Genomic DNA, 15,819 nt, shown 5'->3' with positions numbered 1-15,819 from the left:
GCACTCCTCCAAACACGACGTTATTTCCAATCCAGAATGAGCCGGGATAGACCTGGTAGACGTAGGGAGTTTGAGAGATGCCTCCCTGGAAAATCGTTTGGGCACGACGATCGGAGACGAGATCATCCCAGGCAAATGCGGTAATCCCCCCGGCCGGGCTCAGGTTGAATGAACCCTGCGTAATGACATATTTACCGTCAAAACTGCAGGTGGCCAGTGCGGCTTTCATCAGGTGCCTGTCTTTGTCATTTTTGAGATCCAGATGATAAACATGACAGTCTCTGTAGGAAGCCTCAGCGCCTTCACCGTGACAGGTGACCAGAATTTCATTCTGGAAATGCCTTCCGTGGGGAGCGCTCAGATAGACAATGTGCGGTCTTTCCACGTCCAGCTGATTCGTCTGCGCCCATTGGTCTTTACTTGAGAAGACACTCACCGTTCCCTCACCATCGTTGGCCACCATGAGCAGGGGGCCGCGACTGAGGACAGAACGGGGGGAGGGGGTGCTCAGGATCTTGACCAGTTTGAGGGTCAACGCATCCCAGATTGAAACCTGGTTGGCACCCTGGTGGGAACAGATCAGGTAGCGGTTATCCTCAGAGACGGTAAACGAGGTGACAGGTTCCGGCGTGGCCAGTCGGCCAAACTGGATGACCTCTTTCTGAAACGTCTGAGGCGGATTTTGCGGAACGACCGGAGGGGTCACTGGTGGATTGACAGGAAGGGGAGCAGGAGACTTGGCGGGAGACTTGCCAGGCAAGGGGCGCTGCGGCGCTTCTGCCAGTTCCGTCTTACCAGATTGAGGGGCCAGTTCGCGAACGACCCGGAAGCCGCGGTCACAACGTGGTTCATTTACCCAGTCACCGAGTCGCCGGGCGACCCGGCAGTCCATGGGGAGGTAATCAAACGCGCCGCCGCGCAGCACCCGTTTTTTACCCGTGGTGGGAATGCGGTCTTTGGGGAGCTGATAGCTGTTATCCAGGTAGACGTCGCTGCACCACTCGCTCACATTTCCCAGCATGTCATACAGGCCGAACGGATTGGGTTTAAAGGTTCCCACAGGAGCGGTAAAGGGAATATTGTCATTCCATGTGCCGCACCGGTTCTTATGAAACGTACCCTCTCGCAACCGTTTTGACAGAGACTGATCGGAGGCATTTTCGTTGCCCACCATCGACTCCTGTTTGTCGCCCCAGACATAAGCGGACTTCGTGCCCGCCCGGGCACAATACTCCCATTCCTCTTCGGTTGGAAGACGGAAGCGGTATCGACCATCCTGCCTGGTCAGCCAGTCGCAGTAGGCCACTGCATCATTCCAGGAGATGTTGACCACCGGTGAGCGGCTCGATTGGGGGAAACCGGGATCTTTCCAGGAAAACCGGCGATTCCAGTTCACAATCCCCTGCTGCTCTGCCATGTAGCCTCCGCCCCCTTTTTCACTCTTTTCAGTGTCGGTTTTGTATTTGGTCTCTTTGACAAACCTCACGAATTCGGGGTGCGTGACTTCGTACTTGCCGATATAAAATCCCTGTTTGATTTCGACCGGGTGTTGGGGCCGTTCCATTGGCCACGATCCTGGTTCCGATTTCAGGCTGCCCATCAGAAACCTGCCCGGCGGGATATAGACCAGTTCTCCCGCCCGGGGGTCTTTGACGATCGCAGCAACGGTTTTGTCCTTTGCAGCGGACGGCATCGGTTCGGATTTCACGATGGGCGCAGACTTCGTGTCGGGCGAAATCTCCTGGACCACGCGGAAGCCGATGTTCTGTCCTTTCCAATCCGGCAGATTACCCCGCCTGAGTGCGGCACGTGCATGAATCCCTGTCCCTTTGCTCCACGAACCGCCTCGCAACACGCGAGTTTTCGCTGGTGGGGTTCTTTTTGAGATCAGGGGGTCGACGGTGATTTTACCTGCCCGCTGTCGATAAAGTTGGGGCACAAACCAGTCGGCACACCACTCAAAAACGTTACCATGCATGTCGTGGAGGCCAAACGCGTTGGGGGCATAGGAACCGACTTCGGTTGTGCGACCCAGCGCCGGTCCCTTCTGATCGGTCCCGTAGGGAGCGCCGCCATGAGTGTTACTGGCCTGACCATTGTCGAAGATGCCATAATGGAACGGACTCGTCGTGCCGGCCCGGCAGGCATATTCCCATTCCGCTTCGGTAGGCAGTCGATATGTTTTTCCCTCGCGGGCGGACAATTTCCGGCAGAAGTTCTGTGCGTCATCCCAGTTCGTGAATTCAACGGGAAAGCGGTCTGTGTTTTTGCCGGTCACTTTCTCTTTTCCCTTACCGCTGACAGAGAACCAGCTCGGATTATTTCCCATCAGCGTTCGATATTCTGCCTGGGTCACTTCAAAGGTGCCAAGATAGAACGGTCTGGTCAGTTTCACCCGATGGGGGATTTCAAAATCATCACGTTCTGCTTCTGTCGTTGGAGAACCCATTGTAAATTCGCCGGGAGGAATCAGCGTCAACTGCATCCCCAGGCTGTTGGTGATCTGCGGCTCACGATTCAGTGAAGCAGCCCACGCAGCTTGTGCCTTGTGCGCTGTCTGTTCATCAAAGGGGGCATTCAATGGGGTAGCCGGCTGCATTTGAGGTTCGACAGCGGCGACACTGGCTGAAGCAGACGGAGCAGGAGTTTCATTCACAGGCTGCTGTGGTTTATCAGCAACGGGCTCGGGCGTCTCGGGTGCCGTTTCCTGTGCTTCCGCTACGGGAGTTTCTGACGCTGATTCCGGTTCAGCGGGAACCGGTTTAGCTGGCTGAGAGACCGGCGTCTCTGTTACATTCTCAGCGGTCTGGGGATTCGCATTCCCGGGATCGGAGCAGGCAAAACTGCTGCAGATCAGCAGCAGCGTCAGGAAAAGTCTGATTGATCTCTGTAGAACGCTATTGCAAAAATGACTGTCTGAGGGGAACGTCATCTGAAACACCTCCTGATTCTTCGAGTCGCAGAGAAGAGAGGTCAAAAATGATTGCCTGCCAGTACTGGAGAATTTGGCACCGGCTTTAAGTCGACCGACTTCGGTCTATCCTAGATTAGGTGTGATCAGAAATCCAGTAGGAATTGACGGCGGAGAGAATTGTTTGCGAATTCATGGTTTCCGTGCCAGGCAGTCTTACAGAGAAAGATCAGATTCCTGATATTCTCCTGGTGAGACTTATCTAACCCGCATTTCCCAGATGACTTCCTACACTTTGGCACGTAATTTGCGCCACACCCCTACAAAACAAGGTTATTCTGCCAATTCATGCCATGCTGACAGGGGAACTTGATGGGTGACAGCCAAAACCAGGATTTACGGGTCAGTTTTGACAGCCGATTGAAGCTGAAGTTCTGCGGCAGTCAGGTCACCACCGATGCGGGACTACTGGCCTATCGGGAACTGGATGCAGCGCTCGGTCTGACGGAAATGGGCGGAGATGTGCTGAGCGATTCACGCCCGGGCCGCAACAAGCAGCACCAACTCGTGCCGCTGTTGCGTCAGTCGATCTACAGCCGACTGGCAGGCTACGAAGATGTCAATGACGCTGAGCGCTTGTGTGTGGACCCGGTGCTACGCCACGTGGTTGGCGGAAGGGCGAGTCAGCCGGATAAACAAGCGGCGTCAAGCAGCGAGGTGGGCCGTTTCGAGACGCAGATACTCAGCACGCAGCGCAATCTCACGGCACTGATGAAGCTCTCCGGACGCTGGATCAACAACCTCCACCGGCGGCGACCGCTCAAAGAACTCATCCTGGATCTGGACAGCTCGGTCAGTGAGACCTACGGCCGGCAACAGGGCGCGGCCTACAACGGCCACTTTGCATGCCTCTGTTACCATCCGCTGTTTCTGTTCAACCAGCATGGTGATCTGGAGTACGCGATGCTGCGGCGTGGCAACAAGGCCAGCGCGAAATACTGGCGGAAGGTGCTACTGCCGGTGATCGAACGGTATCGGCATTTGGACATTCCGAAGTTCTTCCGCGGCGATGCGGCGTTCGCCATTCCAGCGCTGTATCGTGTGCTGGAGAAAGCAGACTATCGTTACGCCATTCGCCTCAAAGCCAACGCCGTATTGGAGCGGGAAATCTCGCATTTGCTCACCCGTCCGGTCGGACGGCCTTCCCACAAGCCCAAGGTCTGTTATCACAGCTTCCAATATCAAGCAAAATCATGGCAGCGATCGCGTCGCGTGGTGGCCAAAGTTGAGTGGCACGCAGGCGAACTGTTCCCGCGTGTTGGATTCATCGTGACCAACTTGAACCAGCACTCGAAGAACGTCGTGAAGTTCTACAACGGTCGGGGCACCGCCGAGCAGTGGATCAAGGAAGGCAAGAACGCCGTCAGATGGACGAAGCTCTCCTGCCGGACGTTCAAAGACAACCAAGCTCGGTTGCAACTGTTCGCCTTAGCTTATAACCTCGGCAATTTCCTGCGGCGGCTGGCCTTGCCCAAGCCTATACAGAACTGGTCGCTGACGACGCTGCGGGAGAAGCTGGTCAAGGTTGGGGCCAAGGTAACCCGGCATGCCAAGTACGTATTCTTTCAACTGGCCGAAGTGGCTGTGCCACGGAGATTGTTCGCCGCAATTCTTGATCGGATTGCACGACTGGCAATTCCGCCGCCGGTCACGCATGACGTGAAGCGGAAGTATATCAAATAGCGAAAAACGGGGTTCCTCACAGAGAAAGTCTGCGCAGAAACCGTGTTGACTACTGAAAAATGATTCGCTCGGGCAGCAATTTCCGGATCTCAACAACAGAGGCACAACAAAAGTGGCGAAAAATCACTTTGTTTTAGACACGGGGGACCGCAGTGGTTACAATCAAAGAAAGTCCATGCCTGGAGTGGTTTCAGGCTGATCCATATGGGAAATCTCGGTTAAAAGACATTTTGACACAATAATCTCTTTAAATAGACCGAATGTGGCCCGTTTAAGATTTCTGTTGAAGAACTCGTTGAATGAAAGCTATACACAGAAATTTCATTTGCACTGCTGAACACGCACTGGTTAACATGGAATTCAGAGGCAACGACTCACTTCTCTTAAATGTTGTCTCAGGGATTTGTTTCAGTGTGAAGTCTCAACAACTGACGTATGTCTTTACTTCGATATGACGACTTCACTGATTCATCCGCCAATGATCCCCTTTCTGCAAGAGCCCGAGGAGTTAATCCCATGAGCTGGTTTCGCTTCTGTTTCTGTCTGCTCAGCATCACGTTCCTGAACCTTCCAGCCTCGGCGGAAGAATTCAACCGCACCAAACTGCCCGTCTCGCAACCGGCGTTTAAAGGTCTAAGAATAGAGTCGTTTTCAATCTCTACGACAGCACCCGCCACGCATGAGTACAAGTTGGATCACCGTCCACAGGCCTGAATCCCAGTGCCCGGTAAAAAGCATCCGCTTCCGGGGAATGCGTTCGCAGCTGAAGTTGGGTGAATACACCCGGACAACGTTGTTGAATCGCTTTTACCAGCAGGCGGCCGATACCCTGGCGACGAACAGCAGCAGACACATACAGCCGTCGCACACGGCCGGTATCATTGCCTGAGCAGTACGGATCCCGATTCAGACCGCAGACACCAACGATGCATTCATTCTGCACCGCTATCAGAACGAATTCACCGTCCTGATCAAAACGGTTGCTCCCGTTCCACCACTCCTGCTGCAGCCGCTCGACCATGTGTTGGCCCAGGCTGCGGGCTTCCAGCGCCAGCTGGTTCAGCTGATCGGGATCTTCCAGTGGTTGCAGGTTGGGGCGCATGGGAAGTATTCCATTTGGAAAGCCCCTGCCAAAACAGGAACTTAAAACGGATTTGTTTCTCAAGTACTACTGGTCACGCCCTGGCGGCTTCCCAGACTCAGGTCAGAGGAATACTCTTTCAATTCATGCATTACATTTTCAGCATAACAGGCATATGCCTGGGCGCCGTCGCCGCCGATTAAGACACCATTCCAACTGGTGCAGAGATTTTCGTTCGATACGACCCAGGCACCGGAATCGCCGGGGCGAGCCAGATTCGTATTCAAGTAGTAGGGTTTGGGGTGAGTGATTTCAAAGATATCACTGAAGCAGTGGGGGACATTGTTGAATTCAATTTCATACCAGATACAGACTGCTCCGACTTGTGCATCCTGGTATCCCGTTGTTTTACCAATAAATGAAACAGGCATTCCCTGAATAATGTCTGCAATGTCGTTGATATCCGTAATCGGTCCTGTTCTTGGATGGACGGCGGAAACATATCCATCATCAATCTCGGCACAAGCAAGATCAACATTGCTGCCACTGCTCATGGAACGACTGTTGCAGTTTTTATCTTGAGGCGTCGGTTCCGGATGCCGGGAATATCGGACAATTGCCACCTGTTCTCCCAGAGAGCTGTCTGCCGGGCCAGGACGATAGACCCGGGTTTCATCTCCCTGCACAACATGGGCACAGGAAATCAGAAACTGTTTTCCGCTGGAATCTTCCAGAAATCCACCCAGCGTGCCTGCAGTATCCGGATTTTCCTGACCAATACATTCTCCACTGCGCAGCAGCTGACTCGCATACGCATCGCAACGGGGACGGTACTGATATACTAGAGGGAAATTTTGAAACTGATTACCCAGATCCAGTTGTTTGAAATTCATATTCGGGTCCCGCAGGATCAACCGGATGATGACCGGATGACTGTTTTCGCTGAAACCGCGGGCCCGACAATGGTCATTCCATCGAGGAGGGAGATAATCCAGATCCGGTTTCCAACCCAGATACTTGGCAGCATAGGACAACATACCCACACCGAATCCGGGCGGCTGCATATACTTCCAGGGAGAATGTCGTGCTATCTCCAGGATATACGCTTCCAGCCAGTATTCATCGAAGTAGAGCTGGACGCCACGAATATGCTCACTGACTCGAGCCAGAAAGTCTCGTAATTCTTTTTCAATCGAAAAAGCGATCTCACGTAAGCTGTAATGCATCAGTCACCTCCCACTGCTTTGGCAGCGGTTTTGAGAAGTGCTTCCCAACCCATCCCCCCGACAAAGATGGGACAGAGTTGAATAAAAAGTGGTTTCTCGGGGTCAAATGAGTTCTTGTAGACACTGGGGAAAATCATGAAAGAGACAATCAGTGAGAACAACATCCAGCCTGAGAACTCGGGAAAGACCCATGTATGATGCTGGCGATAATGATCGAAGCCGGGTTGGAGTAGAATTCCTGCAAACAGCGCCAGCCATTGAGGAAACGAGTGCCGTTTTGGTTGAGGGCCCTGTGCCATGGCTTTTGCCTGTTTGGGGCGGACTTCTGATAACAGATCAAAATAGCGAATCAGACGGTTCATCAAGCTGTTCTCCTTCAGGGAAACGGGAGTAGATATATAGACAGTTATCTGAAATGGGTTGCTGGCTTTGTGAGTGAGACTGAAGTGAAACGGCTTTACGTAATTTGTCCACGTGTGTACATTGAAGCGGTTTTGAGGCGAAGTGTCCAGAAATTTTTCACAAGAGTCGTGTAAATGAGGGTTTTTCTGAAACTCATTGCAGGACCATCAGCATGAACGGATTTGACCGAATGGGCGATGACTCTGGGCCAGTCCATTGAGGTGCTGGGGCTGCAATTCCCTCAATGGCAAGTACAGTGCAGCAATCCGGTGAGCATCGTTGCAACGGACTCAAGCTCTGTTAGAATCGAATCTACTTACCATTGGTTGTTTAGTGCGCTCTTTCTAGACCGGAGTCTCAGCTCTGGTCTGCTTATTGACCCTCTATACCTGCCTGGAGCGATCACGATGCCGCAGACGCACTTCCTGTTTTATCAACGTGCCTGTTTCTCTCTTTTTGTTCTCTGTTTCTTCTTAGGAATGGGGATCAATGCGATTCCCGTAGCGGCACAGGACTTTTCCATTCCCTCGACGATTTCTCCCGAGGCACAGAAAGCCCTTGCTGGCTTCAGTCGTGCTGCTGCCACGGCACCACTCCCGGCTGCCGATGATCTGGCTGGGTGGAAAGCAGTGCAGGAAAAAATCGAACAGAAACGGGCGGCTGCCAATGCAGAAGTCGTCAAAAAATATCAGCCGGAAATCACGCCGCGCAAGCTGGGGGGCGTTCCTGTACTCGACATCAAACCTAAGGGCTGGAAAGAGAGCAAACAGGTGCTCGTCTACACGCACGGCGGCGCTTACACGATGTACAGCGCCCGTTCCCGGCTGATGAGTGCCGTCCCCATGGCGGGCGAGACCGGGTTTCGTGTGATCTCGGTCAACTACACTCTGGCTCCGGTAGGGAAATGGCAGGAAGTCACCGATCAGGTCGTGACGGTGGTCCAGACCTTGATCAAGGAAGGGCACTCTCTGAATGACATCGCAATGTATGGTGAATCCGCAGGGGGCGGCCTGGCGGCAGGCGCTGTACTCAAGCTGCGAGACAAGGGGCTGGGCATGCCCGCTGCCGTGGTGCTCTGGTCACCCTGGGCTGATATCACGGAAACCGGCGATACATACACGACACTCCAGCAGGCCGATCCGCTGTTGTACTATCCGCACAATCTCAAACATTGTGCAGACGCCTATGCGGATCCCAAAGATCAGAAGCATCCCTATGTCTCACCTGTCTACGGCGACTACTCTAAAGGCTTTCCACCAACGTTGATTCAGGCAGGGACCAAAGAGATATTTCTAAGCAACGCCATCCGCCAGTACCAGGCCATCGATACGGCAGGCATTCCTGCCAAACTCGATCTCTACGAAGGCATGTGGCACATCTTCCAGGTCTTCAACTACGAACTTCCGGAATCAAAACTGGCAAGAAAAAAAGTGAAAGCGTTTCTGCAGCAGCATGTGGGGAAGCAGGGCTCAACAGATCCCTGAAATACACAGTCTCTGTTTCTTCAAACAACTTCAAAGTACATCAGGCCGACGAGGATCAGCAGACTGATGCTGATAATCCAGACGGGGACGAATTTAAATTCTCCCAATCCTGGGATTTTGATGTAACCACCTGCTTCGGGATCGAACAGGGGCGCGGAGACTTCATGATTCGTAAGGCGCATGATGAGATCGATTAGCATGGTAGATGCGATTGCCACTGCCAGCACCAGGACTCGACTATCACTGAATTTAAGAGTAATAAACAGTCCCGCCAGCCCGCCGATGACACAGAACAGGGCGTTGAAGTTAAACATCAGGGGTTCCTTTGACTCCTTTTTTATAGACAGCGCTAATTGAACTTCAGTTCGGTTGAGCAGCGCGCCAGTCAGCAAAGGCATCGAGATAAGACCAGCGGAACTGTTTCTGCTGGCTGTATTTCATGTCGCGATGTGCCAACTGTTCTTTGACGAACGCCTCGACGTTTCCCTGATCGAGAAAGGGATCCCGCGTCTGTTGCTGGAGCGCTGTCAGGGCGTCAATCAGACGTTGCTTCGTTTCAGCATAGTCGGGATCGTCTTCCAGGTTGTTCCATTCATACGGATCCTGCTGCAGGTCATACAGTTCGTACCGGGGCGGCGTCGACCAGCGGGTGAAAGCCGCTTTCACCTGGGGCGAGATTGTTTTCTGGTCAGCGGCGGTCGCCCCGGAAATCACAAAGTGCGGATGCGATTCATCCAGGTAACTGCCGGCAATCAGATTTTTGGTCCCCGGACGAGGATTCGAGATCAATTTATAACGCTTGTCTCGGAGAGAATGTTGAATATAGCAGTTCCGCGGAAAGGAACCGGTGGTGAAGCCGAAAATATACTCGCGCCAGTCTTTCACAGAACCTGCGGTCAGCAGCGGTTTCAGGTCCCGCCCCGGTAGATCCTGAGGAACCTCCATTCCGGCTGCAGCCAGAGCGGTAGGTAACAGGTCTACCGTGGAAACCAGTTCCGTGCGCACCAGCCCCGGCTGCGCGACACCTGGCCAGCGGACTATCAGCGGGACACGCAGGCCCCCTTCATAGACGCTCCCTTTCCCGCGGGGGAACTGGGCACCGTGATCGCCGATGTAAATGACCAGCGTATTCACAGCTGTTCCCGTTTTCTCCAGTTCGTCCAGCAGCAGTCCCACGCCAGTGTCCAGTCGCGCCAGGCAGTTGTAATAGTTGGCGACCTGTTCCCGCACCCGGGGCGTATCGACACCCACCCAGGGCATCGGCTTCACATCATCAGCAGACAGGGGCTGAGCCGGTCTGCCATGCACCTGTTTCAGGAACGGCAGATGGGCATCGGGAAAGTTGACCGATAAAAACCAGGGACGCGTTTTGGCCTGCTGAAAAAATTCACTCGCTTTGTCGGCGTAAGCCGTCACCGGCTGGCGACGGTTAAAATTTGCACCGGGGATCGCCCGGTAGTCAAACGGAAAGGCCGATTCCGGATTGACGTGCAGCTTGCCGATCAGACCCGTGTAGTAACCTTTCTGTTTCAGCAGCGTGACAAAATTGGGAGTCTCTTTGCGGTACATCGCGAATTTGTGTGTCGCCAGGCCAATCTGTCCGTTCTGATGGGGATACCGCCCGGTCAGAAAACAGGCCCGCGAAGGCGAACAGACGGAGTAGGGCACAAACGCATGCTCAAATCGCACCCCCTCCGCTGCCAGCTGATCCAGGTGCGGCGTCTGCGCATACGGATCTCCGTAGCAGCCCAGCTCAGGGCCATTGTCCTCGGAAACGATCAACAGAATGTTCGGAGGACCCGCCACGACGGCGGGGCTCAGCATCAGGCATGTGGCAACCAGCAGACACCAGACAAACCAGCTCGATTGTTTATTTCTCTGATGCATATTCTATCCTTTGGTTTGAATCGAATCCTGGTAGGCTGTTGACGGAAAAGAGTTTATCAGGTTGAAGTTCCTGATTTTATCTACTGTAGTCACCAGCGTTCCTGGGGACCAGAAAAAACCATGGCTCATGGCCGTGATCGAAACAATTGCTCGTTGCTGTTACGTCGACAAGCTTCATGATTTTAATGAATCTGAAAACAGAGTCTTGACGTCACTACAAATGTAGTGTAATGTTGGCGATTGTAGTACAGGGAGACTCTTCATGGGTAAAAAACAAAAATCGGAACAATCAGCTACATCGATGACCGACGTTGAATGGGTCATCATGAACGTCGTCTGGGAGCAGGAACCCTGTGCAGCGGGAACCGTACAGGAAGCATTGGCGGATTCCCACGGCTGGGCTTACAGTACGGTCAAGACCACCATGGACCGGATGGTGACCAAGGGACTGCTGACCAGAAAGGCAATCCGCAATCTGAATCTTTTCAGCTCTGCTATCAGCCCGGATAAGGCGAAGCGGGGGGAACTGAAACGCCTGTTAAGACGCGCGTTTAACGGTGCTTTAACGCCGATGCTGCAGTTCCTTGTCGAGGAGGAAGAACTGACTCCGGACGAGATTCAGCAGCTCCGGGAGTTAATCAAACAGGCGGGGCGGAAATCAGAGTAAGCAGAATCAATTTACTAAGGGAGTCAGAATATGGCTGCATCCGGAAACGATGTTATCGAGCGACTCAATCACTTTGGCGACATGTTCTGGAACTTCAACTCACTCATGACCCTCCAGGTTAGTGTGCTGGTTTTAGTACTGTTGTTGCTCGATCTTTTGCTCCGTCACCGGGTACGGGCCGTCACCCGTTACTGGCTCTGGTCACTGGTCCTGCTCAAACTGATGCTCCCGGTCAGCCTCTATTCTCCGCTCAGTGCGGCCTCCTGGCTGTCCGACTGGCTTCCCGCTACATCCAGTGTAGAAACGGCGTCTACAGGCTCAACAGCCGAAACTGTGACAGTGTCGTCCCCAGGTGCCCTGCCGACAGATTCTGTTTCTGCTGGACGTCATTTTATTTCAGAGACCATGCCCGAGCCCCGCCCGTTGCCAGTGAGCATCCCCGCGAGTTCTCCTGTCGATGGTCCTGTCCCGGCTCTACCCAATCTGGAAGTTCAACAGTCAGCAACCGTGCCTCCACTCCAATTGCAGCCACCCGCAATTCTGCTGCTCAGCTGGCTGGTTGTTGTAACGATTCTCTCTGCATTTGTTGTGCGGCGTACCTTAAGAGTGCGGCGACTCACTCAACAGGCAGAGTTGGCACCGGCAGAACTCACTACTCAGATGAATGACTGCGCCCGGTTGCTGGGACTGAAGCAGGGAGCTGTGCAATTGAAAATCTCAATGGAAGCAGGGAGTCCTGCCATCTGCGGGCTCTGGAAGCCGACAATCATTTTGCCTGAGCACCTGCTGGATAAACTGAACCCGGTACAGTTTCGCCAGGTCTTCATTCACGAGTTGTCACACTGGAAACGCTTCGATCTGCAGTTGAACTGTCTGCAGACCCTGCTCTTGATCCTGTACTTTTATAATCCGCTGGTCTGGCTGGCACATGTAATGCTCAGGCGTCTGCGGGAACAGGCCGTGGATGAAACAGTGTTGGTTACACTCAATGGCCAGTCCGCTCAATATTCAGCGACGCTGTTGGATATTGCCTCGCTGACACCGATTCCCGACAGAGCCAGTCTGCAACTGCTGGGAATCCTGGAACCCCGTAAGCCGCTGGCGCAGAGAATCCGTCGGATTATCTCACGCCCCATTCCCCGGTCCGCCCGGCTGGGGCTGGCCAGTTTCTCTCTGATCTTGCTGACAGGCGCACTCCTGCTCCCCATGTCCCGGCTGGATCGGAGGCTCGCTGCTGCAGACGAAGGGGCAAAGCCAGAGACTTCAGCTGTTTCTGAAAATGCAAAAGCGGAACCTGAGACAGTGACTCCCGGGAAAAAGACACCCAGCAAACCGGCGCCCCCTGACAAACAGAAATCGCCAGAGAAAACATCTTCCGCATCAAAATACATCCTGAGTGGGCGCCTGACCGATCCTACCGGTGCTCCCGTGACCGATGCGCAAATTACTCTGCTCCATAAGAATGGGGGACGTCTACGGCAGACCAGAACGGACCAGGACGGGAACTACCATTTTTCAGAAATCTACAAACCGGGCGAGCATCGAATGATGATCAAGTCAGAGCGCTGGGTGGGCATCGAACGTTCTTCAGAATGTCCTCGGGTCGATCTCTCAGTCAATGCACACCAGGTGAAAAATATCACACTTGAACGTGCCTGCCAGTTACGTATTGAAACGGTTGATGAACAGGGCAAGCCTGTTTCGGGAGTCCGCGTTTACAGCAAATCTCTGTCAGATACGAGCGGTTTCAGCTCCGATACTGTCACTACGGATCGGTCGGGACAGGTGATACTGGGCTTGAAACCTTCCCGAGATAAGTATCTGATTGGTACATCGTCATCCGATTACGCCTTTGGAAAGCTGGTGATCCAACTGGATGACCCGGGGAAAATTGTCACACATCAAATCGTGCAACGAGCGGGAGAGGGAGTGATTGGCAATGTTCTCTGCTCGGATGGAAAGCCTCCGGTTGGCTGGAAGATCAATGCCCTGCCCGACTGGTGGAACTTTGGCAGATCACCTTCTGGTTATCCAATTACCGACAAAGGAGATTTTATTTTACCTCACATAGCAGAAGGGGTTTACAATGTGACGGTGGGAGTTCCCGCTGGAGGCACGACGTTCAGAAACGAGACGGTCCTTGGTAAGGCCAACTTGATCAACCAGGAACAGCCACTCTCGCTGAAGCTGGACTATCCATCACCGGCCTCCCTGGTCTCTCTTTCCGGTAAGCTCAACTTTCACGGCGCTGGTCAGCCGGAACGTGGATTCTGGATCTATGCGAATTCCGGTGATCTGACGCGTGACGGATCAGTCTATATCCGACCCGGACAAACAGAGTTTCGCATTGATCCCATCCAGAAGGGAAAATACACCTTGAGAATTCAGTCTCCCGGAATGGAATTCAAAGAGGATTACAAAGTGGTTGCCCCCTCGAAAGACCTGAATCTGGATGTGGTGGTCAAGGGAAAACCAAAACTGCGCGGTGAAGTAGTTCAGGGAGATTCCTCTTTGACAGTTGAGAAATTCCGGGTCCGTGCAATCAAACTCAGAACGCTGCGTGGTCCCAATTTTGTACAGAGTTCCCGCTGGCAGGAGGTCAGCAATCAGGGAGGTGATTTTACGATCGAAGTCAATTCACCCGGAGTGTACAGGGTTGAAGTCGCTGCGAATGGTTTCGCAAAAATGCTCAGTCAAGAGATCAATACCGAAGAAAATCAGGGGAAACCGATCCAGGTCAAACTGACAAAGGGTGTCACGCTGACGGGGACAGTTAAAAACGAACAGGGGCAGCCCATCAATGGTGCGACGGTGATTCCACTTTCGCTGTCCAGAGGCGTTATGCCGGGCACGTTGCATAAATTCGTAACGGAGAATGGTGCTGTGAAAACCGTCGACGGCAAATTCACAATCCCACACCTGGCTCCAGGGGAGGAGTGGTTAAAGGTCACACATCCGGATTACGACTTTGCGATTGTGAAAGATATTGATCTGGCAGCCAGTCCGATTCCGAAAGTTAAGGTGACTCTCACACAAGGCGGGACAGTGCAGGGGCTCGTCACGGATGAAAACGGAAAGCCGCAACCAAACGTGCCTCTCTTCTTCCAGGACCAGTCTGGCTATAACGGCACGGCAGCCCGCGAAGCCGGATTGCTGGCCACCGTGATTACTGATGAAGAAGGCCGGTATTCGGTTTCGCATCTTCCCAATCAGATCTGTTACGTGAATAGGAAAGAGGAATGGAGTTCCCTGGGCGTCGTACGTCAGGCCGTTCTGCCTCAAAATGGTAAAACCAGCATACTCAACCTGGGGGGACCACCCAAATTGACGGGCCGACTGAAAGTTAACGGAAATCCTTTAGCGAATACACGCATTTTGTTAGCCGGTGAAAACCCGAATTTTGGTGTCTTTCGTGCCTATACCAATACCGACAGCGACGGGGACTTCCAATTCTTCGGCGCGGGACCTGGCCAGCGGACCCTGTATTATGAAGTCCCCCATGTGCGTCATCGCTGGGTGCCGGTCAAATCGTTTGAGTTATCCTCTCATGATCAGAAGCTGGGTATCCTCGATGCGCAGGTCGGTCAACTGACTGTGAATTGTCAGCCCGAGGCACCGGATGACATGCGATTAAGTCTGAATGAGTACGACCCCGTCTGGACCTCTGGAATGCAGGCCGGAAATCTGGCACCACGGACCAGCAACAGTGCGCCATTGGTCTTCACCCAGGTAACACCTGGTGAATATGAACTAATCGCCTCTCGTTCCGGGTATCCTACTGTTTACCAGAAAGTGAATGTCACTTCGGACAATTTGAATGGTAAGCTCACTCTTTCGATTCCCCAGGGGACGGCGACTGTTCAATTCAAGCTGGACCAGGAACTGATGAAACCGGAAAACATGATGTGGCTCAAGCTCTGGAGCGAGGACAAACGGTTGCTGACCCGGATCAGCCCGGATAAACAGGGAGGATTTGTTGCCGGGCATCTTCCCGCGGGTGACTACTTCCTGACTCAGCAGGACCTGCGCGATTCAAAAAAACTGCTGCAGTTCACTCTCAAGCAGGACGAACAGAAAACCCTGAATCTGACTTTTGCACAGCTCAACAAGCCAGCTCCCAAACCCGGTTTCCGAGTGATCAATGTCTTCACACAGGAGGGAGTCCCGTTGCCCGGCTGTCATCTTCAACTGCAGAGCAGTACTGGCACAATCTCTCGACATTCTCAACAGAACGAACGCCAGCATTTTGTAGGAGACCCGGGAACTTACGACCTCACCGCGTCTTACCCGGGCTTTCAGACTCTGCATCGGAAAGTGAAACTGATCACCTCGGACGACTCCGGAGATTACCCGGACGACCTGACACTCAACCTGTTGTTGAAACCCACCGAGCAGTAATGCATTCAATGGAATACCCT

General features: G+C 53.3%; 10 protein-coding genes. 4 read left to right on the top strand and 6 right to left on the bottom strand.

The annotated features are described in order from the left end of the window. On the bottom strand, positions 1-2,932 hold a 2,932-nt coding region (locus Enr10x_RS30010), incomplete at its 3' end, for an SUMF1/EgtB/PvdO family nonheme iron enzyme (RefSeq protein WP_197997271.1). A 351-nt stretch (positions 2,933-3,283) separates the two neighbouring features. Here Enr10x_RS30010 and Enr10x_RS18145 point away from each other — a divergent pair. Next, entirely contained in the window at positions 3,284-4,654 is a 1,371-nt protein-coding gene (locus Enr10x_RS18145; protein WP_145104163.1) for an IS1380 family transposase, read from the top strand. A gap of 658 nt (positions 4,655-5,312) precedes the next feature. Here Enr10x_RS18145 and Enr10x_RS18140 read toward each other — a convergent pair. The 3 genes from Enr10x_RS18140 to Enr10x_RS18130 are packed head-to-tail and all read right to left on the bottom strand — an operon-like array spanning position 5,313 to position 7,323. Continuing rightward, positions 5,313-5,756: a GNAT family N-acetyltransferase gene (locus tag Enr10x_RS18140; protein ID WP_145450919.1), complete on the bottom strand. Its 444-nt coding sequence runs from the start codon at positions 5,754-5,756 to the stop codon at positions 5,313-5,315. 59 nt (positions 5,757-5,815) lie between these two features. Next, positions 5,816-6,961 (bottom strand): hypothetical protein, encoded by a 1,146-nt coding sequence (locus Enr10x_RS18135; RefSeq protein ID WP_145450918.1) that lies wholly within the window; start codon positions 6,959-6,961, stop codon positions 5,816-5,818. Next, complete coding sequence (locus Enr10x_RS18130; RefSeq protein ID WP_145450917.1) at positions 6,961-7,323, bottom strand: hypothetical protein; 363 nt, start codon at positions 7,321-7,323, stop codon at positions 6,961-6,963. The genes Enr10x_RS18135 and Enr10x_RS18130 overlap by 1 nt, the downstream gene beginning before the upstream one ends. A gap of 447 nt (positions 7,324-7,770) precedes the next feature. On the opposite strand from Enr10x_RS18130, the gene Enr10x_RS18125 reads away from it, so the two are divergent. Continuing rightward, a complete protein-coding gene (locus tag Enr10x_RS18125) occupies positions 7,771-8,847 on the top strand; it encodes an alpha/beta hydrolase fold domain-containing protein (protein ID WP_197997270.1) in 1,077 nt (358 codons plus the stop codon). A 20-nt stretch (positions 8,848-8,867) separates the two neighbouring features. On the opposite strand, the gene Enr10x_RS18120 is transcribed toward Enr10x_RS18125, so the two are convergent. Together Enr10x_RS18120 and Enr10x_RS18115 are read right to left on the bottom strand one after the other, a co-directional pair. Then, the gene (locus Enr10x_RS18120; RefSeq protein WP_145450915.1) at positions 8,868-9,245 is read right to left on the bottom strand and encodes a hypothetical protein; all 378 of its coding nucleotides are present in this window, start codon (positions 9,243-9,245) and stop codon (positions 8,868-8,870) included. Further along, positions 9,208-10,734, bottom strand: a complete 1,527-nt coding sequence (locus Enr10x_RS18115; protein WP_145450914.1) for a sulfatase family protein — start codon at positions 10,732-10,734, stop codon at positions 9,208-9,210. Before Enr10x_RS18115 ends, Enr10x_RS18120 begins: the two co-directional genes overlap by 38 nt. Positions 10,735-10,996: 262 nt before the next feature. On the opposite strand from Enr10x_RS18115, the gene Enr10x_RS18110 reads away from it, so the two are divergent. Both Enr10x_RS18110 and Enr10x_RS18105 read left to right on the top strand, forming a co-directional pair. After that, complete coding sequence (locus tag Enr10x_RS18110) at positions 10,997-11,401, top strand: BlaI/MecI/CopY family transcriptional regulator (RefSeq protein ID WP_145450913.1); 405 nt, start codon at positions 10,997-10,999, stop codon at positions 11,399-11,401. A 30-nt stretch (positions 11,402-11,431) separates the two neighbouring features. Then, positions 11,432-15,799 carry a carboxypeptidase regulatory-like domain-containing protein gene (locus tag Enr10x_RS18105; RefSeq protein WP_145450912.1) on the top strand — a complete coding sequence of 1,456 codons (4,368 nt, stop codon included), beginning with the start codon at positions 11,432-11,434 and terminating at the stop codon, positions 15,797-15,799. The last annotated feature ends 20 nt before the right edge of the window (positions 15,800-15,819 follow it).

Source organism: Gimesia panareensis (genome assembly GCF_007748155.1).
Lineage (GTDB): Bacteria > Planctomycetota > Planctomycetia > Planctomycetales > Planctomycetaceae > Gimesia > Gimesia panareensis.
This window is presented reverse-complemented; position numbering and strand designations above follow the sequence as displayed.

Excerpts from the sequence above, each read along its gene's own strand:
- Enr10x_RS18145 (WP_145104163.1), top strand. The coding sequence starts at position 3,284 with ATGGGTGACAGCCAAAACCAGGATTTACGGGTCAGTTTTGACAGCCGA.
- Enr10x_RS18140 (WP_145450919.1), bottom strand. The coding sequence starts at position 5,756 with ATGCGCCCCAACCTGCAACCACTGGAAGATCCCGATCAGCTGAACCAG.
- Enr10x_RS18135 (WP_145450918.1), bottom strand. The coding sequence starts at position 6,961 with ATGCATTACAGCTTACGTGAGATCGCTTTTTCGATTGAAAAAGAATTA.
- Enr10x_RS18130 (WP_145450917.1), bottom strand. The coding sequence starts at position 7,323 with ATGAACCGTCTGATTCGCTATTTTGATCTGTTATCAGAAGTCCGCCCC.
- Enr10x_RS18125 (WP_197997270.1), top strand. The coding sequence starts at position 7,771 with ATGCCGCAGACGCACTTCCTGTTTTATCAACGTGCCTGTTTCTCTCTT.
- Enr10x_RS18120 (WP_145450915.1), bottom strand. The coding sequence starts at position 9,245 with ATGCCTTTGCTGACTGGCGCGCTGCTCAACCGAACTGAAGTTCAATTA.
- Enr10x_RS18115 (WP_145450914.1), bottom strand. The coding sequence starts at position 10,734 with ATGCATCAGAGAAATAAACAATCGAGCTGGTTTGTCTGGTGTCTGCTG.
- Enr10x_RS18110 (WP_145450913.1), top strand. The coding sequence starts at position 10,997 with ATGGGTAAAAAACAAAAATCGGAACAATCAGCTACATCGATGACCGAC.
- Enr10x_RS18105 (WP_145450912.1), top strand. The coding sequence starts at position 11,432 with ATGGCTGCATCCGGAAACGATGTTATCGAGCGACTCAATCACTTTGGC.